This window comes from Sporosarcina sp. P32b, assembly GCF_002743335.1.
Taxonomy (GTDB): domain Bacteria; phylum Bacillota; class Bacilli; order Bacillales_A; family Planococcaceae; genus Sporosarcina.
This window is the reverse complement of the sequence record NZ_PDZB01000001.1, coordinates 112,800-138,957: the sequence shown is the minus strand read 5'-3', so window position 1 is coordinate 138,957 and position 26,158 is coordinate 112,800. Positions and strand designations below refer to the sequence as shown.

Annotated in this window: 23 protein-coding genes; 1 reads left to right on the top strand and 22 read right to left on the bottom strand. The window is 42.3% G+C overall.

Features of this window, described 5'->3' with window-relative positions; genetic code table 11:
- Positions 1 to 6 precede the first annotated feature (6 nt).
- The 12 genes from CSV64_RS00660 to gmk form a co-directional block, all read right to left on the bottom strand.
- Positions 7 to 660, bottom strand: a complete 654-nt coding sequence (locus CSV64_RS00660; RefSeq protein WP_099633136.1) for a thiamine diphosphokinase — start codon at positions 658 to 660, stop codon at positions 7 to 9.
- Positions 657 to 1,325 carry a ribulose-phosphate 3-epimerase gene (gene rpe, locus CSV64_RS00655; RefSeq protein WP_099633313.1) on the bottom strand — a complete coding sequence of 223 codons (669 nt, stop codon included), beginning with the start codon at positions 1,323 to 1,325 and terminating at the stop codon, positions 657 to 659. The genes CSV64_RS00660 and rpe overlap by 4 nt, the downstream gene beginning before the upstream one ends.
- 2 nt (positions 1,326 to 1,327) lie before the next feature.
- Positions 1,328 to 2,209 (bottom strand): ribosome small subunit-dependent GTPase A, encoded by an 882-nt coding sequence (gene rsgA / locus CSV64_RS00650; protein WP_099633135.1) that lies wholly within the window; start codon positions 2,207 to 2,209, stop codon positions 1,328 to 1,330.
- Between the two features lie 12 nt (positions 2,210 to 2,221).
- A complete protein-coding gene (gene pknB / locus CSV64_RS00645; RefSeq protein WP_099633134.1) occupies positions 2,222 to 4,228 on the bottom strand; it encodes a Stk1 family PASTA domain-containing Ser/Thr kinase in 2,007 nt (668 codons plus the stop codon).
- Entirely contained in the window at positions 4,225 to 4,983 is a 759-nt protein-coding gene (locus tag CSV64_RS00640; protein WP_099633133.1) for a Stp1/IreP family PP2C-type Ser/Thr phosphatase, read from the bottom strand. Before CSV64_RS00640 ends, pknB begins: the two co-directional genes overlap by 4 nt.
- Before the next feature lie 28 nt (positions 4,984 to 5,011).
- Positions 5,012 to 6,352 (bottom strand): 16S rRNA (cytosine(967)-C(5))-methyltransferase RsmB, encoded by a 1,341-nt coding sequence (gene rsmB, locus CSV64_RS00635; RefSeq protein WP_099633132.1) that lies wholly within the window; start codon positions 6,350 to 6,352, stop codon positions 5,012 to 5,014.
- On the bottom strand, positions 6,349 to 7,287 hold the full coding sequence (gene fmt / locus CSV64_RS00630) for a methionyl-tRNA formyltransferase (RefSeq protein WP_099633131.1): 939 nt from the start codon (positions 7,285 to 7,287) through the stop codon (positions 6,349 to 6,351). Before fmt ends, rsmB begins: the two co-directional genes overlap by 4 nt.
- On the bottom strand, positions 7,284 to 7,775 hold the full coding sequence (gene def / locus CSV64_RS00625; RefSeq protein WP_099633130.1) for a peptide deformylase: 492 nt from the start codon (positions 7,773 to 7,775) through the stop codon (positions 7,284 to 7,286). Before def ends, fmt begins: the two co-directional genes overlap by 4 nt.
- Before the next feature lie 29 nt (positions 7,776 to 7,804).
- On the bottom strand, positions 7,805 to 10,213 hold the full coding sequence (gene priA / locus CSV64_RS00620; protein WP_099633129.1) for a primosomal protein N': 2,409 nt from the start codon (positions 10,211 to 10,213) through the stop codon (positions 7,805 to 7,807).
- The gene (gene coaBC / locus CSV64_RS00615) at positions 10,203 to 11,423 is read right to left on the bottom strand and encodes a bifunctional phosphopantothenoylcysteine decarboxylase/phosphopantothenate--cysteine ligase CoaBC (RefSeq protein ID WP_099633128.1); all 1,221 of its coding nucleotides are present in this window, start codon (positions 11,421 to 11,423) and stop codon (positions 10,203 to 10,205) included. The genes priA and coaBC overlap by 11 nt, the downstream gene beginning before the upstream one ends.
- A 76-nt stretch (positions 11,424 to 11,499) precedes the next feature.
- Complete coding sequence (gene rpoZ, locus CSV64_RS00610; protein WP_099633127.1) at positions 11,500 to 11,724, bottom strand: DNA-directed RNA polymerase subunit omega; 225 nt, start codon at positions 11,722 to 11,724, stop codon at positions 11,500 to 11,502.
- 3 nt (positions 11,725 to 11,727) lie between these two features.
- Positions 11,728 to 12,345 carry a guanylate kinase gene (gmk, locus tag CSV64_RS00605; protein WP_099633126.1) on the bottom strand — a complete coding sequence of 206 codons (618 nt, stop codon included), beginning with the start codon at positions 12,343 to 12,345 and terminating at the stop codon, positions 11,728 to 11,730.
- Positions 12,346 to 12,687: 342 nt separating this feature from the next.
- On the opposite strand from gmk, the gene CSV64_RS00600 reads away from it, so the two are divergent.
- Positions 12,688 to 14,373, top strand: coding sequence for an Rqc2 family fibronectin-binding protein (locus tag CSV64_RS00600; RefSeq protein ID WP_099633125.1), 1,686 nt, complete (start codon positions 12,688 to 12,690; stop codon positions 14,371 to 14,373).
- Positions 14,374 to 14,563: 190 nt separating this feature from the next.
- Here the strand turns inward: CSV64_RS00600 and pyrE are convergent, their stop codons facing one another.
- From pyrE to pyrR, 10 genes are read right to left on the bottom strand one after another with little or no spacing between them, the layout of a single operon-like run.
- Positions 14,564 to 15,193, bottom strand: coding sequence for an orotate phosphoribosyltransferase (gene pyrE / locus CSV64_RS00595; RefSeq protein ID WP_099633124.1), 630 nt, complete (start codon positions 15,191 to 15,193; stop codon positions 14,564 to 14,566).
- Positions 15,190 to 15,903 carry an orotidine-5'-phosphate decarboxylase gene (pyrF, locus tag CSV64_RS00590; RefSeq protein WP_099633123.1) on the bottom strand — a complete coding sequence of 238 codons (714 nt, stop codon included), beginning with the start codon at positions 15,901 to 15,903 and terminating at the stop codon, positions 15,190 to 15,192. Before pyrF ends, pyrE begins: the two co-directional genes overlap by 4 nt.
- Entirely contained in the window at positions 15,900 to 16,814 is a 915-nt protein-coding gene (locus CSV64_RS00585) for a dihydroorotate dehydrogenase (RefSeq protein ID WP_099633122.1), read from the bottom strand. The genes pyrF and CSV64_RS00585 overlap by 4 nt, the downstream gene beginning before the upstream one ends.
- A complete protein-coding gene (locus CSV64_RS00580; protein ID WP_099633121.1) occupies positions 16,811 to 17,590 on the bottom strand; it encodes a dihydroorotate dehydrogenase electron transfer subunit in 780 nt (259 codons plus the stop codon). The genes CSV64_RS00585 and CSV64_RS00580 overlap by 4 nt, the downstream gene beginning before the upstream one ends.
- Positions 17,587 to 20,784 (bottom strand): carbamoyl-phosphate synthase large subunit, encoded by a 3,198-nt coding sequence (gene carB, locus CSV64_RS00575; RefSeq protein ID WP_099633120.1) that lies wholly within the window; start codon positions 20,782 to 20,784, stop codon positions 17,587 to 17,589. The genes CSV64_RS00580 and carB overlap by 4 nt, the downstream gene beginning before the upstream one ends.
- Positions 20,777 to 21,877: a carbamoyl phosphate synthase small subunit gene (locus CSV64_RS00570; RefSeq protein ID WP_099633312.1), complete on the bottom strand. Its 1,101-nt coding sequence runs from the start codon at positions 21,875 to 21,877 to the stop codon at positions 20,777 to 20,779. The genes carB and CSV64_RS00570 overlap by 8 nt, the downstream gene beginning before the upstream one ends.
- Positions 21,877 to 23,154: a dihydroorotase gene (locus CSV64_RS00565; RefSeq protein ID WP_099633119.1), complete on the bottom strand. Its 1,278-nt coding sequence runs from the start codon at positions 23,152 to 23,154 to the stop codon at positions 21,877 to 21,879. Before CSV64_RS00565 ends, CSV64_RS00570 begins: the two co-directional genes overlap by 1 nt.
- A gap of 1 nt (position 23,155) precedes the next feature.
- A complete protein-coding gene (locus tag CSV64_RS00560) occupies positions 23,156 to 24,034 on the bottom strand; it encodes an aspartate carbamoyltransferase catalytic subunit (protein ID WP_099633118.1) in 879 nt (292 codons plus the stop codon).
- A 56-nt stretch (positions 24,035 to 24,090) separates the two neighbouring features.
- Positions 24,091 to 25,377, bottom strand: coding sequence for a uracil-xanthine permease family protein (locus CSV64_RS00555; protein WP_099633117.1), 1,287 nt, complete (start codon positions 25,375 to 25,377; stop codon positions 24,091 to 24,093).
- 20 nt (positions 25,378 to 25,397) lie between these two features.
- Positions 25,398 to 25,946: a bifunctional pyr operon transcriptional regulator/uracil phosphoribosyltransferase PyrR gene (gene pyrR / locus CSV64_RS00550; RefSeq protein WP_099633116.1), complete on the bottom strand. Its 549-nt coding sequence runs from the start codon at positions 25,944 to 25,946 to the stop codon at positions 25,398 to 25,400.
- Between the last annotated feature and the right edge of the window lie 212 nt (positions 25,947 to 26,158).

The window sequence follows — 26,158 nt, the reverse complement described above, 5'->3', positions numbered from 1 at the left end:
CTCCTTTCAGGAATCTGAACTCCTTACCATTAAGCATATGCCCTCACGGAAAGAGATAGTACAAACATCCGCCACTGTTTCATTACTTGTAAAACGAGTTACACCAATTTCTAATCGCTCATTTACCGTTTCGTATTTAAATCCTGTCAACGTCAACCCTGTTACGACGGGGCCAAACGAGAAAAAAGAAGTATACGGATAGCGTGAATCTTTCTTAACTCGTCTCACACCAGGTAGCATGACACGGATATCATTCGTCGTATTGTGTATCTTGAATTTCACTTTACGATTTTCTGCTTGCATGCGATACAATAAATGCAAAGCAGACTGTAAGTGATCCAAGCGACCACCCGTCACACCAGTCAAGACAATGTAATCGGGTTCATATGCTAGCGCTCGCTGCACAGCCAGTTCTGTGTCTGTCTCATCTTTATCTTCATTCGCACGATGGACAATTTCTACGTTCGTGTTGATCTGCTTAAACTGCTCTTCCGTCACAGAATCAAAATCGCCAACTGCTTCGTTGGGCTGAATTCCCTTTTCCAATAAATACAACGCACCACGGTCTACACCGATATACACGGTATCTTCTTGATCATATTCAGCTAAGTCAACCACTTCTTCTATAGGGCCTGCTGCACACACGATAGCATATTTCATTTCGCCATCACACTTTCACCAGCTAATTTAATAGCTTGAAGTGCTTTGGCACGGTCTTCTTTACCATAAATCGCGGAGCCTGCAACAAAAATCGTCGCACCTGCTTCCACACAAGGTTTGATCGTTTCTTCGTTAATACCGCCATCTATTTCGATTTCAATAGATAAATTTCGTTGTTTAATAATATCAGAGAGTTGCTTCACTTTCGGTAGGACCGAATGAATAAACGACTGTCCACCAAAACCTGGATTGACTGTCATGAACAGCACCATATCGATATCTTCAAGGACATGCATGATTTGCTCAATCGGTGTATGAGGATTCAATACAACTCCTGGTTTAGCACCCGTCGATTTGATCAATTGCAATGTTCTATGCAAATGCCGGCATGCTTCTACGTGTACAGTAATATAATCCGCACCCGCTGTCGCAAAGTCCTCGATATAAGCGTCTGGATTCTCAATCATCAAATGGACATCAAGCGGTAACTCCGTCAAAGGACGCAACGCTTCGACGACAATGGGGCCCATTGTGATATTTGGTACGAAATGTCCGTCCATTACATCGATGTGAATTAATTCAGCTCCTGCTTTCTCTACTTCTTTCACTTCTTCACCAAGTCTTGCAAAGTCTGCTGCTAAAATAGATGGGGCAATTTTAATCATAATCAATACCTCGGCTTTCTATCCGTAATTTCTTGCAAGAATAGCAAATAGTTCTTATAGCGACCTTCCGAAATCTTTCCTTCTTCCACTTGTGCTTTAACTGCACAACCCGGTTCCTTTAGATGAAGACATCCTCTAAATTTACAATCCGTACCCGCTTCTGAAATCTCCACAAAATAATCTCGCAGTTCTTCTTTTTCGATATGTTCGAAATCCAAAGAACTAAACCCAGGTGTATCAGCTACCAAACCATCCGCCACTTCTAATAACTCTACATGACGTGTAGTATGTTTACCCCGTCCAAGAGCATCCGAGATGACACCGGTTTTTAGTTGAAGTTCAGGTAATATCGTATTCAATAACGTGGATTTCCCCACACCGGACTGACCTGCAAGTACGGTAGTCTTACCGCTAAAATATGGGCGAAGTGTTTCAAGTAATGAATGCTTATTCTCTACATTACGTAGTACGGTATAACCGATACGTCGATAATATGCAAGATTCACTTCATTTTCTTCTAGTGTTTTGGGGTTGGCAATATCTTCTTTAGAAATATACAAAATCGGTTCTAACTGATGTGATTCAATGACTGTTAAGAATCGGTCTAGTAAACGAAGACTCATATTTGGTTCCACGACTGAAAAGACCAGTAACACTTGATCTACATTGGCAATGGGCGGTCTGACTAACTCACTCTTCCTATGATGAACGTCTGTGATCGTCGCATCATTAGCTCCGTCAGGCACATACGTAACAAAGTCTCCTACCAAGGGATTAATTTTCTTTAATCGAAAAACCCCACGGCTTTTACATTGAATTAAATTCCCATTATGCTCTACGTAATAAAACCCACTGATTGCTTTACGAATTTGGCCTTCAGCCATCGAACTCCTCCTCTATTCTAAATCTGTATAGTTGAACTTATCTTCCTCAATTACCGTTTGATCACGCATAATTTTATATCCTCCGCGCTCACCTTCTAGAAGTTCGATCGTAAGCTTACGTGTCGTATCTTCAGTAATCTCAAATTCCTCAATAGGATCATTCATCGTGTGCGTACGATCCTGTATATAAATCTGTACTTTCTGAGGAATGAGCTTCGGTTCGGGTTTCGGATCTCCTTCAGAATCTATTTCATCTTCTTCATCATTTTCAACATTTTCATCTTTCAGCTCTTCTGGATAGTTATATGGAATCGTCACTGTCTTCACTAACAATTTAATCGGCTTGGACGCTGGCCCTTTCGACACTACAACATCCACACGTTGTCCTTTCTCCATTTTTTCTCCTTTAGAAGGCTTCTGAGAAATAACATATCCTTTATCCACTTTATCCGAATGTTCCTCACTGACGATGTGGATCTTCAGGCCAGATTTCTTCGCATAGTCTTCTAGTTGTTTAGCGGACATACCCGATAAATCATCTAGTGATTGCAACTCTCTGCCTTTACTTACTGTGAAGATCAACTCCGTTTCTTCAGGAATGACAGACTGATCGGCTTCAGGTTGTTGGCTAAGAATGGTTCCTTTTGGCTCGTCAGAAAAGACTTCGACTGATTCAATAGGTAAAAATCCATAACCATCTAAAAAGCGTTTAGTCGCTTCAAAGTTACGCCCCGTATAATCACTAAGCACCATAGGATCTTTTCCAGAGCTAATAAATAATTTCACGCCGTCGCCCTCTTTACGCTTCTTTCCCGCTTGAGGTACTGTTTTAATCACTTGTCCTACGGTGTATTCATCAGATGTCTCTTCAAAACGCTCATCTATGACAAAGCCCTCTTTTTCAAGTATCTCTGTAGCGACAAGTTCTTCTTCACCCACTACTTTAGGTACGATAATCTCTTTGGGTTTCATCATCATAACCAATAAGAATGTCAGTAACACTAGTAACAGAATGCTTCCAACCAATACATATGGCCATTTCTTCTTTTTAATTTTCACTGGTGCTACTGGGTCAGGTTTTACGGGAGCTATTTTCATAGTTTCTTCTGCCATTGCTGATTTCGAAACACTTTTAATAGCAGGAATAGCCATAGTCTTATCATCATCAAACGGCAAGGCAAATTTACTTTCATTCAATCGTTCGGGTGATAAAACGGTTAATAAGTCATCATACATATCATCTGCAGTCGCATAGCGATAGCTAGAATCTTTAGCTGTTGCCTTAAGAATGACATTTTCTACACTTTGAGGTATTTCAGGATACTGATCACGGACGGATGGTGTTTCTTCTTGTAAGTGCTTCAACGCGATCGCGACCGCTGTCTCCGCTGAAAATGGCAATTCTCCTGTCAGTAATTCATAAAATACGATACCAAGTGAATATACATCTGATCGCTTCGTAGCCATACCGCCCCTAGCTTGTTCAGGAGACAGGTAGTGGACAGTTCCGATAACAGAGTTCGTCTTCGTATGTACCGTAGAATTCAAAGCCATTGCAATTCCAAAGTCTGTTATTTTCACATCGTCCTCACCGTTCATCAACACATTTTGAGGTTTAATGTCACGATGAACAATACCGTTATGATGAGCGTGTGATATGGCAGATACAAGCTGCTTCATAATGGACACAGCATGTTCTGCTAACAATGCGCCATGAGTGTGGATGTAATCTTTTAATGTTTTGCCGGCTATGTATTCCATCACCAAGTAATGGAGCTCATCTTCTTGACCGACATCATAAATATTGACAATATGAGGATGTGTCAAGCTCGTAGCGGAAAGTGCTTCCCGCTGAAATCGTTTTTTTAATTCATCTTCATTGGAAAAATCATAATGCAATACTTTGATCGCTACATCGCGGTCGAGAATAATATCGTGCGCCAAATAAACTCTGGACATACCTCCGTCACCAATCACCCGAATAATTTCGTATCGTTTTCCGATTCGTTTTCCAATCATACGGGAGTCACCTCGATTTCAGGAATAGCCAGTAGTATTACTGTAATATTATCTTCTCCACCACGTTGGTTCGCCAAGTCGATAAACTCATCTGCTTTGTCGGCTAATGAACTTTGATTCAACATAATATCGAGCATTTTTTCTTTTTCGATTTTATTGCTCAAACCATCTGTACAAAGTAATACATACGAGTGTGGCGGTAATGGAAATGAGTAGCGATCAGGTACGATGGATTTCTCTGAACCTACCGCTTTCATAATCCAATTACGCTGTGGATGCACTTCGGCTTCCTGTTCCGTAATTTCCCCGCTATCAATCAGCACATTCACAAAAGAATGGTCTTTTGTTATTTGACGAATCGCTTTGCCTGTCACTTGATAAATCCGGCTGTCTCCCACATGAAAAACTACACAGTGATCATCCAAAATGAGTGCAAGGTCTAGCGTAGTTCCCATGCCTTTATACGTGTCATCTTCTTGGGCGGTTATATACAAAAACTGATTAATATCGACGATTGCATCATACAGCAAGTCAATCCAATCCTGCTCCGTTACTACTTCTTTATCAGCCGACATGAATTGCTCACCTAGCATACGCACCGCTGTGGCACTGGCAAAATCTCCGCCCTTATGACCACCCATTCCGTCTGCAATGACTGCGAGCATCGTCTTCATTTCTGAATGAACGAATACGGCGGCTTCATCTTCATTGACAGTTCGTTTTCGTCCTGTATCTGACCGTATTTCATATTCCATGGGCTACCCTCCATTCCAATTGGTCAGGTTACTTGATTCTTTGTAACGTCGCTACGAAGAAACCGTCACTTTGATGGTCGTGCGGTAATATCTGCAAATAGCGGTGCTCATTGTCTCCTTCAAGTATATGGAGTGGAACGAGTGCGAAGTCTGGCTGCTCTTTCAAGAACCATTCCACAATCTCTTCGTTCTCCGATTTATCAATCGTGCATGTACTGTATACTAAAAGACCATCTTTCTTTACTAACTGACAGGCAACTTCGAGTAATTCTTTTTGAATGATTGTCAGATTTTCAATATCTTGTAGAGTTTTTTTATATTTAATTTCAGGCTTTCTGCGAATAACACCTAGCCCACTACATGGCGCATCTACTAGCACACGGTCGAACGATTGAGGTTCGTATGTTTTCAATAACTCTCTGCTATCCCCGCTATTTGTATGAATAGAAGTCAGCCCGAGCCGTTCTGCGTTTTGGTCAATTAAACGTAATTTATGTGGATGCAGATCATGCGCCTGAATTTCTCCTTCATTTTTCATACGTTCTGCAATATGTGTAGTCTTACCACCGGGAGCAGCGCACATATCCAATACACGCATACCTGGTTCCACTTGTAACGCGATGGCTGGAAGCATAGAGCTCTCATCTTGGATTGTCAATAAACCTTGTTTAAAGACTTCTGTAGAAGCGAGGTTACCCGATTCAACTTGTATACTGCTGTCAGAAAGAGTGCCAGCAATTGCCGTAATCCCTTCTTTTTTCAGCAAGCCGATTACCTCACCTATATTGGTTTTCGTTCTATTGATTCGCGCAGTTGTGATCGGCGGCTGATTGTTGACTACTGCCGCAGCGGTAGCTTCCTCCATGCCGTATTGCTCAATCCATCTTCGGATTAACCATTCAGGGTGACTTGTCTCTATAGACAAACGAGTGACAGGATCTTCAATTTCATCTAAAGATGGCACACCTTCACGTAGTATCGAACGCAAAATTCCATTGACCATCGACGAAACACCTTTATGTCCACGCTTATTGGCAATTTTTACTGCTTCATTGACAACCGCATGCTCAGGAATTTTCGATAGGTAAATGATTTGATAAACGGATAGACGAAGTAGCTGTCGTACCCATGGTTGTAGCTTTCCTCTAACAAATGGTTCTAAGTAATAATCCAGTGTCATTTGTTGTTGTAACGTACCGTAAGTTAGTTCCGTCAATAATGCACGGTCTTTTGGTTGAAGATCATAGATTTCAATTGTTTTATGAAGCAATAAATTACTATACGCTTGCTCTTCTTCTATTTGCATCAACATGGATAATGCCGCATCACGTACATTGCCACGCCAAATTTTCTTTTTATAATTTGTCATTCAAACTTGTCTCCCACTTGCCATTTTGATCCGATTCCATTTAAGAATACGGTAGCTGTCATTCGTTTTTTTCCTGCTGGTTGTAAATCGGTAATTGCCAATGAGCCTTCACCTGTCTGTACGATAATACGATCTTTTTCTAGACCGATGATTTCTCCTGGCATTGCATCAGATACTTGTTCTTCCACTTGTGTCCACCAAATCTTCACTTGATCACCAGCAAATTTTGTATAGGCTACAGGCCAAGGATGTAAGCCTCTTACTTGGTTATAAATTGAAAGAGCAGAACTCGTCCAGTCAATTCTTTCCTGTTCTCTCGAGATGTTTCTAGCAAATGTCACTTGCGTCTCATCCTGTACTGTACGCTCATTCGTGCCTTCAATAATCGATGGTAACGTTTCTTTTAATAGTGTAGTTCCTGCTATAGATAGTTTTGTAAACATCGTTCCCGTATCGTCTGTTTCTTCAATTGGAGTAGTGACTTGTGAAATGATATCACCCGCATCCAGTTTCTCAGCCATGTACATGATTGTGACGCCGGTCTCTTTCTTGCCATCCATGACCGCCTGGTGAATCGGTGCACCACCACGATAGTTAGGTAATAAAGAAGCATGGACATTTATACAACCCAGTTTCGGTGCTTCTAGCAGTTCATTCGGAAGCAATTGACCGAATGCAGCTGTTACGATTAAATCCGGCTGTAGTTCGAGGATTTCCTGCAACTCTACAGAGCCTTTTAGTTTCTCAGGCTGAATGACGGGCAGACCTAAACGTAGCGCTTCTTCCTTGACAGGAGGAGGTGTCAATACGCGCTTTCGGCCCACCGGACGATCCGGTTGAGTCACAACAGCAAGAATTTCATATCCATCATTATATAGCATCGTCAAAACACCTACAGAAAATTCAGGCGTTCCCATGAAAATGATTTTTGTCATTCGTCATCCTCCTCGTCGTCTTCGAATTCAGACGGGTCCACGATACGTTGAATTTTCTTATCGAATAAAACTCCGTTCAAATGGTCAATCTCATGCAAAATTGCACGCGCTTCATAGCCTTCTGCTTCTAATTCATAAAGCTTACCATCACGTTCCTGCGCTTCAATCCTAACGAAGAAAGGACGTTCTACTTCTCCGAATAATCCAGGGAAACTTAAGCATCCTTCTACTTCTACTTCCGATCCTCCAGTTGCCGTAACGACAGGATTGATCATTTCGATAATATCTTGTTCTTCATCAAAGTCTACAATCGCTACACGAATGGATTTCCCGATTTGTGGTGCTGCTATGCCCACACCGTCATGTTCAATCATCGTTTCATGCATATTATCAAGTAAAACACCCAATTCATCATCAAATACTGTCACTTCTTCGCATGGCTTCGTGAGAATAGGCGACGGGTGCTGTACGATTTTTAATATAGTCAAAATAATTTCCTCATTTCTTCGAAGAAAGGTTAAAAGATCGAGGTTGGTTCACGGTTAATCGACATGACCAAGCCGTCTTTTGCCCAACTTGTTTTGTAGTGTTTCAACAGTTGTTGCAGAACCGGTATAAGTGCGGGTTCATGTTTGTATTTTATCAAACTTTGATAGCGATATCTATTGTTGAGACGACTGATGGCGGCGGCTGTCGGTCCGATCATGACTGTACCAGGTGATAAACGCTCTGCCATAAATTCAGTGCCTTTGTGTGCATAGTCAGCTGCTTTTAATACATCTTCATGACTGAACTGTACAACCGTCACATAATAGTACGGTGGATAACCGAGTTGTCTTCGTCTATCCATCTCCATTTCATAAAAAGGTACGTAATTCTGTGTTTTAGATAATTCAATCGCGTAATGCTCAGGATCATATGTCTGAATAACCACTTCACCTGGTAGTTGATCACGTCCCGCTCTACCGCTCACTTGTGTCAATAGTTGGAATGTTTTTTCGGCAGCGCGGAAGTCCGCCAGATGAAGAGAGGTATCGGCTGCCAATACGCCTACTAACGTGATGCGTGGAAAATCCAATCCTTTGGCAATCATTTGAGTTCCAAGTAAAATGTCTGCTTTTCCTTCACCAAAATCATATAGCAGTCGTTCATGAGCGCCTTTTGTATTCGTCGTATCAATATCCATCCGAATTACGCGAGCTTCAGGTACTAAATTATATAATTCTTCTTGCGCTTTCTGCGTTCCAGTTCCGAAGAACCGTATATGCTCGCTTGTACATTGCGGACATTCCGTAGGTACCCGCTCTTCATGACCGCAATAATGGCACTTCAAACTTTCGCTAGCGCGGTGGTATGTCAATGAAATATCGCAGTTCGGACATTCAACAACTGTCCCGCAATCACGACAAAGCACGAAACTCGAAAATCCACGTTTATTAAGCAACAAAACAATTTGTTCTTTTCTCGCTAACCGATCTCGGATCCCTTCAGCAAGTGCCACAGAAAACATCGAACGGTTTCCTGCTTTCAGTTCTTCTCGCATATCCACCACTTCAACACTTGGCAACGCTTGATTCTTCGCGCGTTTTGATAGCGTTAATAATGAATAGACCCCTTTGGAAGCCCGAGCATAAGACTCTAATGAAGGTGTCGCACTTCCTAAAATAACAGGACACTGATAGTACTCAGCACGCCAAATAGCTACATCTCGTGCGTGGTATCTCGGTGATTCTTCTTGTTTATAGGTAGTCTCATGTTCTTCATCGAGGATCAATAACCCCAAGTTTGTAAAAGGAGCAAATACTGCTGAACGTGCACCAATCGCAACTTTCACTTCACCACGATGAATCCTGCGCCATTCATCATATTTTTCACCAGCAGACAGGCCACTATGCAAAACTGCAACCAATTCTCCAAACCGACCTTTAAATCTGGCCGTCATTTGAGGTGTCAAGGCAATCTCAGGTACGAGCACAATCGCTTCTTTTCCTTGTTTCAACACATGATCGATAGCCTGTAAGTAAACTTCCGTCTTACCGCTTCCCGTAATACCGTGAAGTAAAAAGGTTTCTTGAATGTTCTTGTCACTCGACTGTTCAATCGCGGAAAGAGCAACTTGTTGTTCGTCTGTTAGTTGTTCCGGTTTACCGCTATCTTGCATTTTAGGCGATTCTAATTCACGGTACACTTCAACTTGCGATTGTTCTACTATTTCTTTATCTATAAGTGACTTTAAAACAGTAGCTGTAACGCCGGATTCATCGAGGATTTTACTTGCTTCAATTGATTCCGTAGGATGCAGCAACAGCCAACGAAGTAGTTCTTGTTGTTTTTTTGCATTTGGATGTACTTCATCCAGCGCAGTTTTCAGTTGCTTCGCATCCGGTACATGAATCATTCTCACTTTTTTCATTTTAGTTTTTTGTTGGATTGCCGTATCAATTTCAACAATCCCTAGTTCATTATATTTCTTTACTTCATTTAATAAGTTGGCATCTTGAATAGCTTTCAATGTGACTTGCTGGCGATTGCCCAAAAATGCACGGAATGAGTCGTCAAGCTCTTCCGGCTTAATGACAGTCATGATCTTTTCATATTTAGCACGCATAGCTGCAGGTAACATAACTTGCAGTGCATCGATTTCGTAGGCAATCGTTTCCGTTGCCATCCACTTTGACAATGCTAATAATTCTGTAGATAAAACCGGCTCTAAATCTATAATTTCCGCTATTGGTTTGATTTTATTAAGATCTAGTTCGCTTTCCTCTTTGATCCCCGTTACATAGCCCGCAACTTTTCGTGGACCAAAAGGAACTTTGACCCGTAATCCCGGTGCCATGACATGCTCCCAATCAATAGGAACGGCATAATCAAACGGCCGGTCAATTGGATAGGCTGCTACATCTACAATGACTTCAGCGATCATGCAGTTTACTACTTTCTTGCTGAAGAATGGTTTCAAATAATTGTTCGGCCAGTTGAACTTTCGGCATAGCGGAAAAAGGAATTGCGTCTCCTTCTCTAGAAAGCAATGTCACAACATTTGTGTCACTACCAAAACCGCCACCAGGATCGGTGACATCATTGACGATAATATAATCCAGATTTTTAGATTCTAATTTCTTTTGTCCATAAGCAATCACATCTGTCGTTTCTGCTGCAAAGCCAATGAGTAATTGATGTTCTTTGCGCTTTCCAAGTGTTTTAAGTATGTCAGTAGTCCGTTCCAATTCAAGTACATCGTCGCCATCTTTTTTCTTCATTTTCTGACCATGGATGCTTTTGGGTCGATAGTCTGCAACAGCTGCCGATTTTACTACAATCGATGCATCATCATACTGACTGATTACAGCATCAAACATTTCAGCGGCACTTTCTACATGTATCACCTGAACACCTGTTGGGACTGATAGCTCGACAGGTCCTGAAATTAGTACAGTGTGAGCACCCAATTTCTGTGCTGCTTCCGCCATTGCGTAACCCATCTTGCCACTTGAAAAATTGGATACATAGCGGACCGGGTCTATACGTTCACGGGTTGGACCCGCTGTAATGACAACTTTTTTACCGCGTAACGGCTGATAGGAAACTTCGTTAAAGTGATTGCTAATTAACTCAGTAATTTTTTCAGGCTCTTCTAAGCGACCTTTACCTACATAACCGCAAGCTAAAAAACCTTCTGAAGGTTCGATAAACTGGTAGCCATCCATATGCAATTGGTCAATATTACGCATAACTGCGGGATGGGCATACATGTGTACATTCATTGCAGGCGCAATCCAAACGTCTGCCTGTGTTGCAAGTAAGATAGTCGTCACCATATTATCTGCAATTCCGTTTGCAAGTTTGCCGATGACGTTAGCTGTAGCGGGCGCCACGACCACTAAATCGGCCCAGTCAGCTAAATCTATATGTGCAATGACGCGGGAATCTTTTTCATCAAATGTATCAAAATATACATCATTGCGTGACATGACTTGAAAGGATAATGGCTGAACAAATTCTTTCGCAGAATCGGTCATCACGACTTTTACATTCGCGCCTGCCTGACTCAATTTGCTGACGAGCGCGACAGCTTTATAAACTGCGATACCACCTGTGACGCAGAGTAAAATGTTTTTATTATCGATCTTCATAGAACTCTCTTCCTTTCCAAAAATAATAAACTCCCTGAGAACGGTTGAATTCCAAGGGAGTTGTTTTTATTTCAAATCATACTTCATCTTCGTAAATAATTGATTCGTCTGCTGCAATGTTGATCAAGACGCCTGCTGCTACTTCTTCAAGTGCTCTACCAACACTTTTTACCGAGCGGTATGATTGAAGTGATTCATTCTGCTTTTCTTGTAGTTCACGCGCACGCTTAGCTGCCAATGTAACTAAAGTGTATTTAGAATCTACTTTTCCTTTTAGTGAATCAACTGATGGATATAACATAGTTTATTCTCCCTCCAACATCTGTAAGTATCTCTGTTCCACACGTTCTCTTCTGCAATGCTCTGCCGTAACTATCGCATTGATTCGATCACATGCTTTGGAGACCTCGTCGTTCTCTACTACATAATCGTACAGGTGCATCATTTCGAGTTCTTCTCTTGCTTTTAATACACGGTCTGCAATGATATCAGATGCTTCTGTGCCTCTACCAATCAAACGAGTTTCCAGGTCACTTAAACTTGGAGGTGCCAAGAAAATAAACAGGCCGTTTGGTACTTTTTCACGCACTTGTGCTGCACCGACTACTTCAATTTCAAGGAATACGTCACGACCAGCGTCAAGTGTTGCGTTAACGTAGTCGAGTGGTGTTCCGTAGTAGTTCCCTACATATTCTGCGTACTCGAGAAGTTTTCCTTCTCCGATCATTTCTTCAAATACCTCTTTTGAACGGAAGAAGTAGTCAACGCCGTCAACTTCACCTTCACGTGGGTTTCTTGTCGTCATGGATATGGAATATTCGTAATTGGTGTCCGGACTTGAAAATAATTCTTTTCGTACGGTTCCTTTTCCGACGCCGGATGGACCAGAAAGGACGATAAGGAGTCCTCGATGTTTGTACATGTAATCCCTCTTTGTTATGTATTCATTAGCACGCCATACCTGTTACGCACCGTTGATTTGTGCTTCAGGCGGACGCTTTCCAGGGGGCGTGGACTTGAGCCGCTTCCTTCACTTCGTTCAGTCCAGGGTCTCAAGACACACGCTAATCCCCTAGGAGTCGCCGCCTTACGCTCCAATCAACTAATAATGCTTCCTAACATGTAACTTTAACAAGAAAGTCTAGGAAATACTAGAAATTTATCATTAAAATGAAACGGCCCATGTGTGCAATCTGTTCATATTATACCATAATCATACGATGAGTGCTAAAATGGAACAAAACGAAATGAAAGAGGAATCCGTATGGCATTTGATGGTTTATTTACGAAAGCAATGGTAAGCGAACTGCAACAACTGAAGACTGGTCGGATTTCGAAGATTCATCAGCCGAATTCTCAAGAAATTATTTTTCAAATCCGCGCCAATAATAAAAATCATAAATTATTAGTATCGTTACATCCTTCATTTTCACGATTGCAGTTGACTGAAGAAGTGTTAACGAACCCTCCAGAGCCACCGTTGTTTTGTATGGTATTACGCAAACAACTTGAAGGCGGGATGATTACGTCGATTGAACAGCTTGAAAATGACCGGATTGTAAATATCCATGTTCAAGCTAGAAATGAATTGGGTGACCAAATCGAACGGAAGTTAGTCATTGAAATCATGGGGCGTCACAGTAACTTGATTTTACTGGACGCTTCACGCGATATGATTATTGACAGCATGAAACATTTACCACCTTCTGTGAACAGTTACCGTACTGTTTTACCCGGGCAACCTTATATTCCGGCACCACCACAAGATAAAGTGGATCCGTTCGAGGTAACCGAAGTGGAATTCAATACACTGGTAGGCGCTTTGCAGGACCCAAAAGACGTAGTAAAACATTTCGCAGGTTTTTCCCCATTAACCGCTGCGGAATTATTGTCTCGTTTAGAGGATGATAAGCAATCATTTACTGTGTGGCGATCATTTCTTGAGAGCTTCAGCTTGGGTGCGATGAAACCAACTGTCGTAGAGAACGATAGAAAAACTTTATTTTCTGCAATTGAATTAACTCATGCACAAGGAACCAAGCAAACGTTCACAACTTTAGGTGATTTACTCGACAAAGTATATTTTGCGAGAGCGGAACGGGAACGCGTGAAATCTCAGGCCATCGATTTAGAACGTTGGTTGTCAAATGAGATTACCAAATTAGAAAACAAAACAAAGAAATTGCAAAAAGAACAAGAAACAGCACAAGACTTGGATACGTTAAAATTATATGGTGAATTATTAACCGCGAATAGTTACATGCTGCATAAAGGTGATAAAGAAGTAACTGTAGAAAACTATTACGAACAAGGCACAACCGTCACCATTCCACTTGATCCAAGAAAATCACCAATTGATAACGCACAACGCTATTTCTCACGTTACTCAAAAGCAAAAACAGCACTTGTTCGGATTGCAGAACAGCTTGAAAAAACTAAAGACGACATCGAATACTTCGAAATGGTCAAACAGCAAGTATACCAAGCTTCTCCAATCGATATAGAAGAAATCCGTCAAGAATTAGTAGAACTTGGATTCATGCGTGCTCGTAGAAGTAAGAAGAAAGTAAAGCTGAAGAAACCAAAACCGGAAGCATTCGTTTCTTCCACAGGTATTCCAATCTCAGTAGGAAAAAACAATAAACAAAATGACTACCTGACATTCAAGCTAGCGGCTCGAGATCACGTATGGCTTCATACAAAAGACATACCTGGCTCACACGTCGTCATTCACGACATCGACCCAGATGCTCAAACAATCGAAGAAGCAGCGGGACTCTCAGCGTACTTCAGCAAAGCCCGGGATTCATCTTCCGTACCTGTTGATTACACACAAATTCGTCACGTCAAAAAGCCTTCGGGCGCAAAGCCAGGTTTCGTCATTTACTTTGAACAGAAAACAGCGTTCGTTACACCTGACGAAGATTTAGTACGTAAACTCCGAAAATAAAATCATTGTATAGTTAAAAAAGCTGACCACTTTCATTAGTAGTGGTCAGCTTTCTACTCCTATAATCAATTCTTCAGCATTCAACAGTAGGGAATAGTTCCCCCTAGAACGTCAATCAACGACGCCCCCTCTTTCCTTTTCAAAGTAAAAAACGGCTCCAGAAGTTGGGAACCGTTTTTTACTTATTCACTTACAACGTGCCTTGCTTCAACTTTGCATGCCATTCCATCAATTCATTCATAGACTCTTCCTTAACCGCGCCTTCTTCCTTCGCAACTTCAGCAAGCGCCGCAAAGTTTGTCAAGCTATGATACGAAAGATTCGCCTCCGCAAACTTCTCATCGGCTTTCTGCAACTCGTATGTAAAGATCGAAACAATTCCGCATACTTCTACGTCTTCTGCGATCAACGCATTCGCTGCATTCAGACTGCTTCCACCTGTCGAAATTAAATCTTCTATAATAACAGCCTTTGCATTCGGCTCGATTTTCCCTTCGATTTGACGGCTCTTACCATGTGCTTTAGCAGTAGATCGGATATAGACCATCGGTAACTTTAGAATATCTGCAACCCATGCTGCGTGCGGGATACCCGCTGTTGCCGTTCCAGCAATGACTGTAGTTTCAGGATAATGAACGCGGATCAATGCCGCAAGTCCTTCTGCAATTTCTTTGCGTCCTACCGGATCTGCCATAGTTAAACGATTATCACAGTAGATCGGTGACTCGATTCCCGAAGCCCAAATGAACGGCTCTTCTGGATTGATTGCAACTGCTCCTACATTTAAGAGGATGTGTGCAACTTCTTTTTCTCTCGTCATGATGTAATTCCCTCCCACAATGTCTTTATATGTTGATAAGCTTCAAGCGGATCGTTGGCACCTGTAATCGCACGGCCCACTACGATATGTGTAGAGCCTTCCTGCTTTGCTTTCGCCGGAGTTGCCACTCTCTTCTGATCGTGGACATCACCTTGCGCCAAGCGTATTCCAGGTGTCACTTTGAAGAAATTCTTGCCGCATACTTGTTCAATGATTTTAGCTTCTTGTACGGAACACACCACACCATCCAACTGTGCGGATGAAGCCAATTTCGCGTAATGTTCTACTGATTCACGAAGCGGTACGCTAATTAGTTGTTCTTCTTTCACTTGACGGTCATCTGTCGATGTGAGTTGAGTCACTGCGATTAATGCAGGACGTTTAACGCCTACAGCAGTTCCAGCTTCCAGTCCTTCAAGTGCTGCTTCCATCATCGGCTTGCCGCCAGCCGCATGAACATTGACCATATCCACTTCAAGTGAAGCCAATACTTTCATTGCTGATTTAACCGTGTTCGGAATATCATGTAATTTCAAGTCTAAGAAGATGGAATACCCTTCATCCTTCAATCGTGCGATCATAGCAGGTCCTTCTTTATAGTACAATTCCATTCCTACTTTGACATTGACCGAGTGATCAAATGCTTTTAGGAAATCGAATGTCTTTTCAGCTGAATCAAAATCTAATGCGATAATTGGTGAGTGGTTCATACGCGATGACTCCTTCCAACCAATTCTGAAATGTGGTCAATTCCCAGTTCATCCAATTTTGCTGGTAACTGCTCGATGATGGTTGGACAAATAAATGGGTCAACAAAGTTTGCTGTGCCTACCGCTACTGCACTTGCACCGGCAGACAAAAAGTCCACGACATCTTGTACACACGTAACGCCACCCATTCCAATGATTGGAATGTTAACCACTTGGCTTACTTCATAGACCATGCGAATTGCCACTGGTTTAATGGCAGGACCAGATAAACCACCTGTTTTATTCGCAATGACCGGCTTACCCGTCTTTTCATCCAGACGCATGCCGACCAATGTATTGATCATCGTAATGCCATCTGCTCCACCTGCTTCTACCGCCAATGCCATTGCTTTAATATCCGTGACATTTGGTGACAGCTTTACATAAACAGGTACAGAAGAAACCGCTTTGACAGCTGCCGTCAGTTCTTTTGCTATTTCAGGATCTGTGCCAAACAGGATCCCTCCACATTTAACATTCGGACAGGAAATATTTAATTCGAGTGCATGAACGTTTGGTGCATTTGAAATTTGTTTCGCCACTTCTACGTAATCAGCAGTTTCAGATCCTGCGACGTTCGCAATGATAGGAACATCGAATTTCTCTAACCATGGTAATTCATTACTCAACACGCCTTGTAGCCCAGGATTTTGAAGACCAATAGCATTCAACATGCCCGATGATGTTTCAGCGACACGTGGTGTTGGGTTACCGTAACGCATTTCTTCCGTAGTCGCTTTAATCATGATGGCTCCAAGCTTTGACAAATCGTACAGATTACCATACTCCTTACCAAAACCGAAACATCCGGATGCAGGCATAATTGGATTTTTCAATTCAAGTCCTGGCAACGTCATCGCTAATCTATTCATATCTGCACCACCCCTGCTGGAAATACTGGCCCATCCGAACACACTTTGACGTATGGCTGATCTGTTGCATTTTCATTCGTATGACAAACACAAGCGAAACAAGCCCCGATTCCGCAACCCATACGTTGTTCAAATGATAAGTATCCTTTTTTATGCACATACGCTTTTTGTACAGCATCAAGCATCGGCATAGGTCCACAACTATAAAACGTTTCAAAGTCATCAGATATCTCACTCATGACGTTCGTAACAAATCCTTGTGTACCGTTACTGCCATCAACTGTTGCGATATATGTTTCACCTAAAGCCGCAAATTCTTCTTCATAGAAAACGACTTGATCCGATTCGAAACCAAGAATGTGAATACAGTTCACTCCGTTTGCAGTTAGCTGTTTTGACAACTCATAAAGAGGAGGAACACCGATTCCGCCACCAATCAATACAGCTGTTTGCCCAGCCGCTGTTTCTTCAACGGGAAAACCATTTCCTAAGGGTCCTAGTACATTCACTATATCTCCCTCACGCTTTTCAGACAAAAGCGAAGTGCCTCGTCCTTCTGCGCGATAGATAATAGTCATTTCATCTTTCTCAGGATTAATTTCGGCTATTGAAATCGGACGTCGTAATAACGGTTCAAATGAATCCGACACTCGTATGTGAACAAATTGGCCCGGAGAAGTAATTTCTCCGACCAACTTGCCTGTTAATTTCATTTCAAAAATATTTTTCGCGATTTCCTGTTGTGATTCGACGGTCATCAAATCTTGGATAATCATTGAACCACCTGCGGCTTTGGCATAGCATCCGTCTGGAATGTCATGGATTCGATGACGGATAACATCGCTGCAGCTGTGTCAATCGAAGTTAAGCAAGGTACACCATTTTCAACTGTTTCGCGTCGAATTCTAAAGCCATCACGTGCCGGTTGTTTTCCTTTTGTCAAAGTGTTGATCACCAATTGCGCTTGTCCTTTTTGGATAACATCGATCAACGTCGGACCTTCTGTTCCGATTTTACCTACTGTTCTCACTTCAATATTTTCTGCTTCAAGTACTTTAGCCGTACCTTCTGTTGCCACAATACGATATCCCGTTTCAATGAAACGTTTTGCGATATCAACAATTTCTTCTTTATCTTTATCGGAAACTGTCATTAGCACAGTACCGTATTCTTTTACTTCCATTCCAGCCGCTACTAAGCCTTTGTACAAAGCTTTTTCCAATGTTACATCTTTACCCATTACTTCACCTGTTGATTTCATTTCAGGCCCAAGTGTAATGTCTACACGACGAAGCTTTGCGAAAGAAAAGACTGGTACTTTGACATAGACGCCTGCTGGTGCTTGTGCAAGTCCGTCGGTATAGCCTTGTTCCAAAATAGATTTACCCAAGATCGCTTGAGTTGCGACATTTGCCATTGGGATATTCGTAATTTTACTCAAGAATGGTACTGTACGGCTTGAACGTGGGTTCACTTCGATTACGTAAACTTGTCCTTCTGAAATAACGAACTGGATATTCATTAACCCGCGAATTTTGAGCCCAAGTGCCAAACGTTTCGTATAGTCAGCAATCGTTTCGATCATGGATTGCGACAAGTTTTGTGGAGGGTAGACTGCAATTGAGTCACCCGAGTGAACGCCTGCACGCTCGATATGTTCCATGATGCCAGGAATTAACACCGTTTCTCCGTCACAAATTGCATCGACTTCGATTTCCGTTCCTGTTAAGTACCGGTCGATCAATACTGGATGTTCAGGGCTAGCTTTTACCGCGTTCTCCATGTATTGAAGTAATTCCTCTTCATAGTAGACGATTTCCATTGCACGACCACCTAATACATACGATGGACGGACTAGAACTGGATAACCAATTTCTGTTGCGATAACGACTGCTTCTGGAACTGATAAAGCCGTCTTTCCAAGTGGCTGTGGTACACCAATTTCATGCAAAGCACTCTCAAATTTATCACGATTTTCTGCACGGTCGATATCTTCAAGTGATGTACCTAGAATTTTCACGCCGCGCGCTTCCAATTCATCCGCTAAGTTAATTGCTGTTTGACCACCGAACTGTACAATGACACCTTCAGGTTGCTCAAGATCTACGATATGCATGACGTCTTCAATCGTTAACGGTTCGAAGTACAACTTATCAGAGATTGAGAAGTCGGTCGAAACTGTTTCAGGATTATTATTGACGATGATTGCTTCATAACCTGACTGTTGTATAGCCCATACGCAATGTACGGTCGCATAATCGAACTCGACACCTTGTCCAATACGGATTGGGCCTGAACCTAAGACGATCACGCTCTTCTTATCCGTTCTTACAGATTCATTTTCGTCTTCATACGTACCGTAGAAGTATGGTGTATCCGACTCATATTCCCCAGCGCATGTATCCACTTTCTTATAGACAGGAACTAAACCTTGAGCTTGTCTCCAGTCATATACTTCACGTTCTGTTGTTTTCCATAACTTCGCAATCGTCATGTCAGGGAATCCAAGACGTTTTGCTTTATAACCAATTTCCTTATCATACGGATTATCTTTCAATATCTCTTCATACCGAACGATGTTTTCGAATTTACGTAAGAAGAATAAATCGATTGCGCTCCACTCGTGTATAGTTTCGATTGTTACACCCCGACGTAATGCTTCTCCGATGAAGAATAGACGCTCATCGCCAGCTTTGCGAATCCGTTGTTCGATCCATTCATCGGACATTTCATTGCCACCTGGAAGTGATAAATCGAATTGACCTGTTTCCAAAGAACGAACAGCTTTCATGATGGACTCTTCAAAAGTACGGCCCATCGCCATTACTTCACCTGTCGCTTTCATCTGCGTACCCAAGTTTCGTTTCGCCGATTCGAATTTATCGAATGGCCAACGCGGGATTTTCGTTACTACATAGTCTAATGTAGGCTCAAAGCAAGCATACGTATTACCTGTTACCGGATTCATCATTTCATCCAGCGTTAAACCGACAGCAATTTTCGCAGCAAGTTTCGCGATTGGATAACCTGTCGCTTTGGAAGCTAATGCAGATGAACGACTCACACGCGGGTTCACTTCAATAATGTAATAATCAAAGCTATCCGGATCGAGTGCTAGCTGTACGTTACAGCCACCTTCGATTTTCAACTCGCGAATGATGTTCAATGAAACGTTACGAAGCATCTGGTTTTCACGGTCAGTCAATGTCTGACATGGCGCCGTTACGATAGAATCTCCTGTATGGATACCCACAGCATCGACGTTCTCCATGTTACATACGACAATTGCATTATCTGCGGAGTCACGCATTACTTCATATTCAATTTCTTTGAAGCCTGCGATGGATTTCTCTAGAAGACACTGTGTAACTGGGCTATATTTCAAACCGCTCGCTACGATTTCTTCTAAATCTTCATCATTGTGACAAATTCCGCCACCCGTTCCACCAAGCGTAAACGCCGGACGGACGATCACTGGATAACCAATTTCCTTAACAAATGCATAGGCTTCATCGATGTTATGGATGATATCACTGTCTGGAACAGGTTCACCCATTTCATTCATTAATGTACGGAACAAATCGCGGTCTTCCGCTTTATGGATTGCATCGAGTTTTGTACCTAAAATCTCAATTCCTAGTTCATCTAGAATTCCTGATTCGTGCAATTCAATGGCCATGTTTAAACCAGTTTGACCGCCTAGAGTCGCTAGTAGTGCATCTGGGCGTTCTTTACGAATAATGCGGCTAACGAATTCAAGTGTGATAGGCTCGATATATACTTTATCCGCCATTTCAGTATCCGTCATTATAGTTGCTGGGTTTGAGTTGATCAGAATGACTCGATACCCTTCTTCTTTAAGAGATAAACAGGCTTGTGTACCTGCATAGTCAAATTCTGCTGCTTGTCCAATTACAATTGGACCTGAACCGATCACGAGGATGGATTTTATGTCAGTACGTTTAGGCATTAGTATTCTCCTTTCGGTTGCTTGCAGTCATTAGTTGAATGAAACGCTCAAATATATAGTTAGAATCTTGTGGTCCTGGTGATGCTTCCGGGTGAAACTGTACAGCGAATGCTTCCAGCTTTTCACTTCGAAGCCCTTCGATACAATTGTCATTTAACGCTCTATGTGTCACTTCAAGACCTGTTCCTGCTAAAGAATCTTCAAGTACTTCATACCCATGACTTTGCGCTGTTAGATCGGTACGATTCGTATTCAAGTCTTTTACTGGATAGTTACCGCCAATATGGCTGTTCTTCATTTTCGCTGTTTTAGCACCGCATGCGAGGGCAAATAATTGATGGCCCAGTCCGATACCGAAGATAGGTTTCTTGCCAAGTAATTCCTTGATTGTTTCGACTGCACCTTCTACGTCCTCAGGATTTCCTGGTCCATTTGATAATAAAATTCCGTCTGGGAACAACGCTGAAATTTCTTTTGCTGATGTATCGTGAGGTACGACTATAACATCGCAATCCTTCTTATTTAATTCACGCAAAATGCCATGTTTAATACCATAGTCGATGACGACGACACGCTTGCCTAAGCCTGGGCTTGGATATGGACGCTTAGTAGATACTTTGGCTACTAAATCTGTCGGCAATTCATATTGTTGAAGTTCTGCAACAGTTGCATCGGTATCGATCTCTTCTCCTGCAGCAGTTAATTTACCTCGTAACGAACCTTTGTCACGTAATAGGCGTGTTAGTTTACGCGTATCAATCTCTTGGATGCCTGGGATCCCTTTTAAGATAAGCAAGTCTCCTAGTGACATGCCGCTACGGAAATTGGAAGGCTCTTCTGTCAACTCTCTGATGACTAAACCGTTGATTGCTAGGTCGATGGATTCATAATCGTCTCGGTTAATACCATAGTTACCGATTAGCGGATAGGTCATTACAACGATTTGTCCACAACCTGAAGGATTTGAAATCGTCTCCTGATATCCTGTCATGCCTGTTGCAAACACAGCTTCTCCTATTGAAGCATTTTCTGCTCCAAATGCTTTTCCTTCAAAAATGGAACCGTCTTCCAATACTAAGTATCTTTTTGTCATCATTGACCATCCTTCCATACGATGTTCCCACCGAAAATTGTCATTACAGGCCATCCAGCGCATTCTACTCCGTCAAATGGTGTGTTCTTACCTTTTGAAACAAATGTCGTACGGTCGATTTTTTGTTGCTTTTCCAGATCAAGTAATACTAGATCTGCTTCAGCACCTACTTCAAGCTTACCGTACGGCAAGTTGAACACTTCTGCAGGCTTCACTGTCATCCAATCAAGAAGTTGTTTGAGTGTCCAGTATCCTGGCTTGACGAAATTTGTATAGAGTAAAGGAAATGCTGTTTCAAATCCTGTGATGCCAAACGGTGCTTTTGCAAAACCTACTGCTTTTTCATCCGCTGTATGCGGTGCGTGGTCAGTTGCAATACAATCTAATGTGCCATCCATCAAACCTTCACGTAATGCCTCGCGGTCTTCGATGGCACGAAGCGGAGGATTCATTTTCCAATCTGCATCATCTCCAGGCACATCATCTTCTGTCAACAACAAGTGGTGAGGGCTGACTTCCCCTGTTACATGAATACCTGCTCTTTTTGCGTCTCGGATTACGCGAACCGATTCTTTTGTGCTGACATGACATACGTGATAATGTGCGCCCGCCGCTTCCGCAAGTAAAATATCGCGTGCAATATGTACGGATTCTGCGATGGAAGGAATTCCTGGTAAGCCTAGTTCTTTATTACGTTTTCCTTCGTGCATTGCGCCACCATAGATTAATGTATTGTCTTCGCAGTGCGCCACAATAGCCATGTCGATCTTCGCTGCATCTTGCATCGCTTCGTACATCATACCTGCTTCTTGTACACCTACACCGTCGTCCGTGAAAGCGAATGCGCCATGTTCTTTTAATTCAGAAAGATTAGTGCGTTCTTTTCCCGCTTCTCTGATTGTGATCGACGCATAAGGAAGCACACGAATTTTAGCATTGTCTTTAATTAATGTATTGACCTTTTCAAGGTTTTCTATTGTGTCAGGTACTGGACGCGTATTGGGCATTGGACAAATTGTCGTATATCCACCTTTAGCTGCCGAATGTGTACCTGTTTCAATTGTTTCTTTATGTTCCCCACCTGGCTCACGCAAATGTACATGTACATCGATGAACCCCGGTGATACGAGTAACCCTTTTCCTTCGATTACTTCATATCCGTCTGTTGCTAGTTGATTACCTATTTCCGTAATCTTTCCATCTGCAATTTTAATATCTGTTTCAACGATCTTGCCTTCTTCGTTTACCATTTGCACTTGTTGAATTAACGTGTTCATATTACTTCCGCCCCTTCAATATAAGTTCTAGAACAGCTGCCCGAATGTAGACACCGTTTTCTACCTGTTTAAAAATTCGTGATTGTGGACTTTCTATTAAACTATCCGCTATTTCTACATCACGATTTACTGGAGCTGGATGCATGATGATTGCACCTTTTTTCATTCTAGCTGCTCGTTCTATAGTTAGACCGTATTGCTCGTGATAAGCAGCTTTCGTATATGCCATCTCTGTATTGTGACGTTCGTGTTGTACTCGAAGGAGCATAACAACATCACTCGTTTCAATTACTTCGTCCCAATTATCGACACTGTCGAATTCCCCCGCCCATTCTGGTGGGCAAAGGAACGTGACCTCAGCTCCTAACTTCCGCAAAGCTTCTGCATTTGAGCGAGCTACACGACTGTGAGCGATATCTCCCGCAATCAATACTTTCAGTCCTTCAAAATGACCGAATTCCTCTTGTATTGTGAAGATATCGAGCAGGGATTGTGTCGGGTGTTGACCTGACCCATCGCCTGCATTAATGATTGCAACATTCGTTCGTTTAATTAGTTCTTCATAGAAACCATCTGCTGGATGACGAATGACTAAGGCATCCAAACCTATTGCTTCCAACGTCCTAATCGTATCATACAAAGATTCACCTTTTAAGGTACTTGAGAAACTCGTCTCAAAGGGGATGATTTGCGCGCCTACTTTACGTTCTGCCATTTCAAAACTTGTTTTCGTTCTCGTACTCGGTTCAAAAAACAAGTTGCAGACGGTGTATGTTCCAGGCAATTCCCTGAAGCCTAGCCGCTTAAAAATCGCTGCTCGATCGAGTATGAGCATGATTTCTTCCACTGTCAGGTCTTTCATTGAAACTAAATGTTCCATCAGATGTTCCTCCTTCACGAAATGCAAGTACTTCATGCACGAACTGCTTTTTGTTTTTATTCTTCCTCATCCATCAAAGTATCATCTGTTTTACCTGGCAATACTAGGTTCAGCAGAACTCCGACAATTGCAGCCAGTGCCATACCACCGATTTGGAATGTTTCGCTTATGTTGATAGTCGCCCCACCGATTCCTATGACAAGAATGATGGATGCGATGACAAGATTCCGCTGATTATCAAAGTCGATCTTGTGGTCGATGAGCATCCGCATTCCTGATGAAGCGATGATACCAAACAACAGAATGGATATCCCGCCGAGTACTGCTGTAGGAATCGTGGCAATCAACGCCATAATTTTACCTATAAAGGAGAAGAGTATCGCAAATACTGCAGCCCCCATGATCACATAAACACTGTAGACCCGCGTGATAGCAAGTACACCGATATTTTCACCGTATGTAGTTTTGGGTGGTCCTCCGACTAAACCACTCATTAGTGTCCCCAGTCCATCGCCAAGCAATGATCTGTGTAATCCAGGACTTTCAATATAATTTCGGTTTACTACTTTTCCTAGAACAAGTTGGTGCCCAATATGCTCAGAGATAGTGACAATCGCGATTGGTACCATAATGATCAGCAATGTCGGTGTTACGACGAACTCGTAATCAACACCCGGAATCAGCATCTCCGGTACCGCAAACCACTTGGCTTCTACCACTTGGCTAAAATCTAGAATACCAATGAAAGCGGAGTAGATATATCCAACTACGATACCTATGAGAACTGGCATCAAGCTGATAATTCCTTTAAAGAACATCAAGCAGAATACTGCCGAAGCCAGTGTTACTAAAGCCGCGGAAAAGTGTAAGCCACTGTATACATCCGCTCCGTTAACATTAATCGTGCTCGCCATACTAATAGCTGTCGGTGCAATGGCCAATCCGATGACCATAATGACAGGTCCCACTACAATAGGTGGTAATAACTTCATAATCCAGTTGTAGCCAGTTTTATAAATCAGTAACGATATAATCGCATAGACCAATGCCACGAACATACTACCGATCATTGCGCTTCCTATACCACCCGATTGTGTCGCCATCTGAATCGGTACAATAAAAGCGAATGAAGAGCCTAGATAGGCTGGTACTTGAAACTTTGTCACGATAATAAATACGATCGTTGCGATTCCACTCGTTAATAGAGCGATGGCAGGGCTTAAACCTACTAGTTGTGGTACTAAAATTGTAGCGCCAAACATGGCGAACATATGCTGTAAACTTAGTGCCAGCCAGCGAATAGGTTGCGGTTTTTCATGTACATCCAATACTTTTACACTCATCTATCATTTCCCCCAGCCGCTTATAATGTTCGTGTGTGAATGGTAACTCCATCCGTTCCATCTTTTTCAATCACACTCACTACTACTCGTTCTTCATTTGAAGTCGGGATATTCTTTCCGACAAAATCCGGACGTATCGGTAATTCGCGATGACCTCGGTCTACTAATACAGCTAGCTGTATGGAAGAAGGTCTTCCTAAGTCCATGATGGCATCTAATGCAGCCCGAACCGTCCTACCTGTATAGAGAACGTCATCTACAAGGATGACTTTTTGATTCGCTACATCATGTTCAATATCTACCTGTTGTACAAATGCTTCTCCTTGCTGATTCTTTAATTGAAGATCATCCCGGTACAATGTGATGTCCAGTTCACCTGTTTTAATAGGTTTACCTTCAATCAGTTCAATTTTATCTGCTAAGCGTTTCGCTAATATCGCACCTCTTGTCTTGATGCCAACTAATATACAGTGATCAATGCCTCGGTTCTTTTCAATAATTTCATGGGCAATGCGTGTGACCGCCCGTGCGATAGCTTGTTCATCTAGTATTTCTGCTTTTTCCGTCATATCATTGAATCCCCTTTCCTTTTACCTTTTTTTATAAAAAAAGCCCTCCAGTCAGAGTAGACTGGAGGGCGGACGTGCAGAAAAAAGCATACATCGATACTTACCGCAGTAAGCTATCATGTAATTCCGTGCAACCTTCCCAGCCTCACAGGACTGACGTTAAAGGTATCGCTATTCAATTGCTTAATAGAGTATACAACTCGTAATAAGCG

What these genes read in the sequence shown, in the direction of transcription:
- CSV64_RS00660 (WP_099633136.1), bottom strand. Translation starts at nt 660, where the DNA reads ATGAAATATGCTATCGTGTGTGCAGCAGGCCCTATAGAAGAAGTGGTT.
- rpe (WP_099633313.1), bottom strand. Translation starts at nt 1,325, where the DNA reads ATGATTAAAATTGCCCCATCTATTTTAGCAGCAGACTTTGCAAGACTT.
- rsgA (WP_099633135.1), bottom strand. Translation starts at nt 2,209, where the DNA reads ATGGCTGAAGGCCAAATTCGTAAAGCAATCAGTGGGTTTTATTACGTA.
- pknB (WP_099633134.1), bottom strand. Translation starts at nt 4,228, where the DNA reads ATGATTGGAAAACGAATCGGAAAACGATACGAAATTATTCGGGTGATT.
- CSV64_RS00640 (WP_099633133.1), bottom strand. Translation starts at nt 4,983, where the DNA reads ATGGAATATGAAATACGGTCAGATACAGGACGAAAACGAACTGTCAAT.
- rsmB (WP_099633132.1), bottom strand. Translation starts at nt 6,352, where the DNA reads ATGACAAATTATAAAAAGAAAATTTGGCGTGGCAATGTACGTGATGCG.
- fmt (WP_099633131.1), bottom strand. Translation starts at nt 7,287, where the DNA reads ATGACAAAAATCATTTTCATGGGAACGCCTGAATTTTCTGTAGGTGTT.
- priA (WP_099633129.1), bottom strand. Translation starts at nt 10,213, where the DNA reads ATGATCGCTGAAGTCATTGTAGATGTAGCAGCCTATCCAATTGACCGG.
- coaBC (WP_099633128.1), bottom strand. Translation starts at nt 11,423, where the DNA reads ATGAAGATCGATAATAAAAACATTTTACTCTGCGTCACAGGTGGTATC.
- rpoZ (WP_099633127.1), bottom strand. Translation starts at nt 11,724, where the DNA reads ATGTTATATCCATCAGTTGATTCACTAAAAGGAAAAGTAGATTCTAAA.
- gmk (WP_099633126.1), bottom strand. Translation starts at nt 12,345, where the DNA reads ATGTACAAACATCGAGGACTCCTTATCGTCCTTTCTGGTCCATCCGGC.
- CSV64_RS00600 (WP_099633125.1), top strand. Translation starts at nt 12,688, where the DNA reads ATGGCATTTGATGGTTTATTTACGAAAGCAATGGTAAGCGAACTGCAA.
- pyrE (WP_099633124.1), bottom strand. Translation starts at nt 15,193, where the DNA reads ATGACGAGAGAAAAAGAAGTTGCACACATCCTCTTAAATGTAGGAGCA.
- pyrF (WP_099633123.1), bottom strand. Translation starts at nt 15,903, where the DNA reads ATGAACCACTCACCAATTATCGCATTAGATTTTGATTCAGCTGAAAAG.
- CSV64_RS00585 (WP_099633122.1), bottom strand. Translation starts at nt 16,814, where the DNA reads ATGAATAGATTAGCGATGACGTTGCCAGGACTTGAATTGAAAAATCCA.
- CSV64_RS00580 (WP_099633121.1), bottom strand. Translation starts at nt 17,590, where the DNA reads ATGATTATCCAAGATTTGATGACCGTCGAATCACAACAGGAAATCGCG.
- carB (WP_099633120.1), bottom strand. Translation starts at nt 20,784, where the DNA reads ATGCCTAAACGTACTGACATAAAATCCATCCTCGTGATCGGTTCAGGT.
- CSV64_RS00570 (WP_099633312.1), bottom strand. Translation starts at nt 21,877, where the DNA reads ATGACAAAAAGATACTTAGTATTGGAAGACGGTTCCATTTTTGAAGGA.
- CSV64_RS00565 (WP_099633119.1), bottom strand. Translation starts at nt 23,154, where the DNA reads ATGAACACGTTAATTCAACAAGTGCAAATGGTAAACGAAGAAGGCAAG.
- CSV64_RS00560 (WP_099633118.1), bottom strand. Translation starts at nt 24,034, where the DNA reads ATGGAACATTTAGTTTCAATGAAAGACCTGACAGTGGAAGAAATCATG.
- CSV64_RS00555 (WP_099633117.1), bottom strand. Translation starts at nt 25,377, where the DNA reads ATGAGTGTAAAAGTATTGGATGTACATGAAAAACCGCAACCTATTCGC.
- pyrR (WP_099633116.1), bottom strand. Translation starts at nt 25,946, where the DNA reads ATGACGGAAAAAGCAGAAATACTAGATGAACAAGCTATCGCACGGGCG.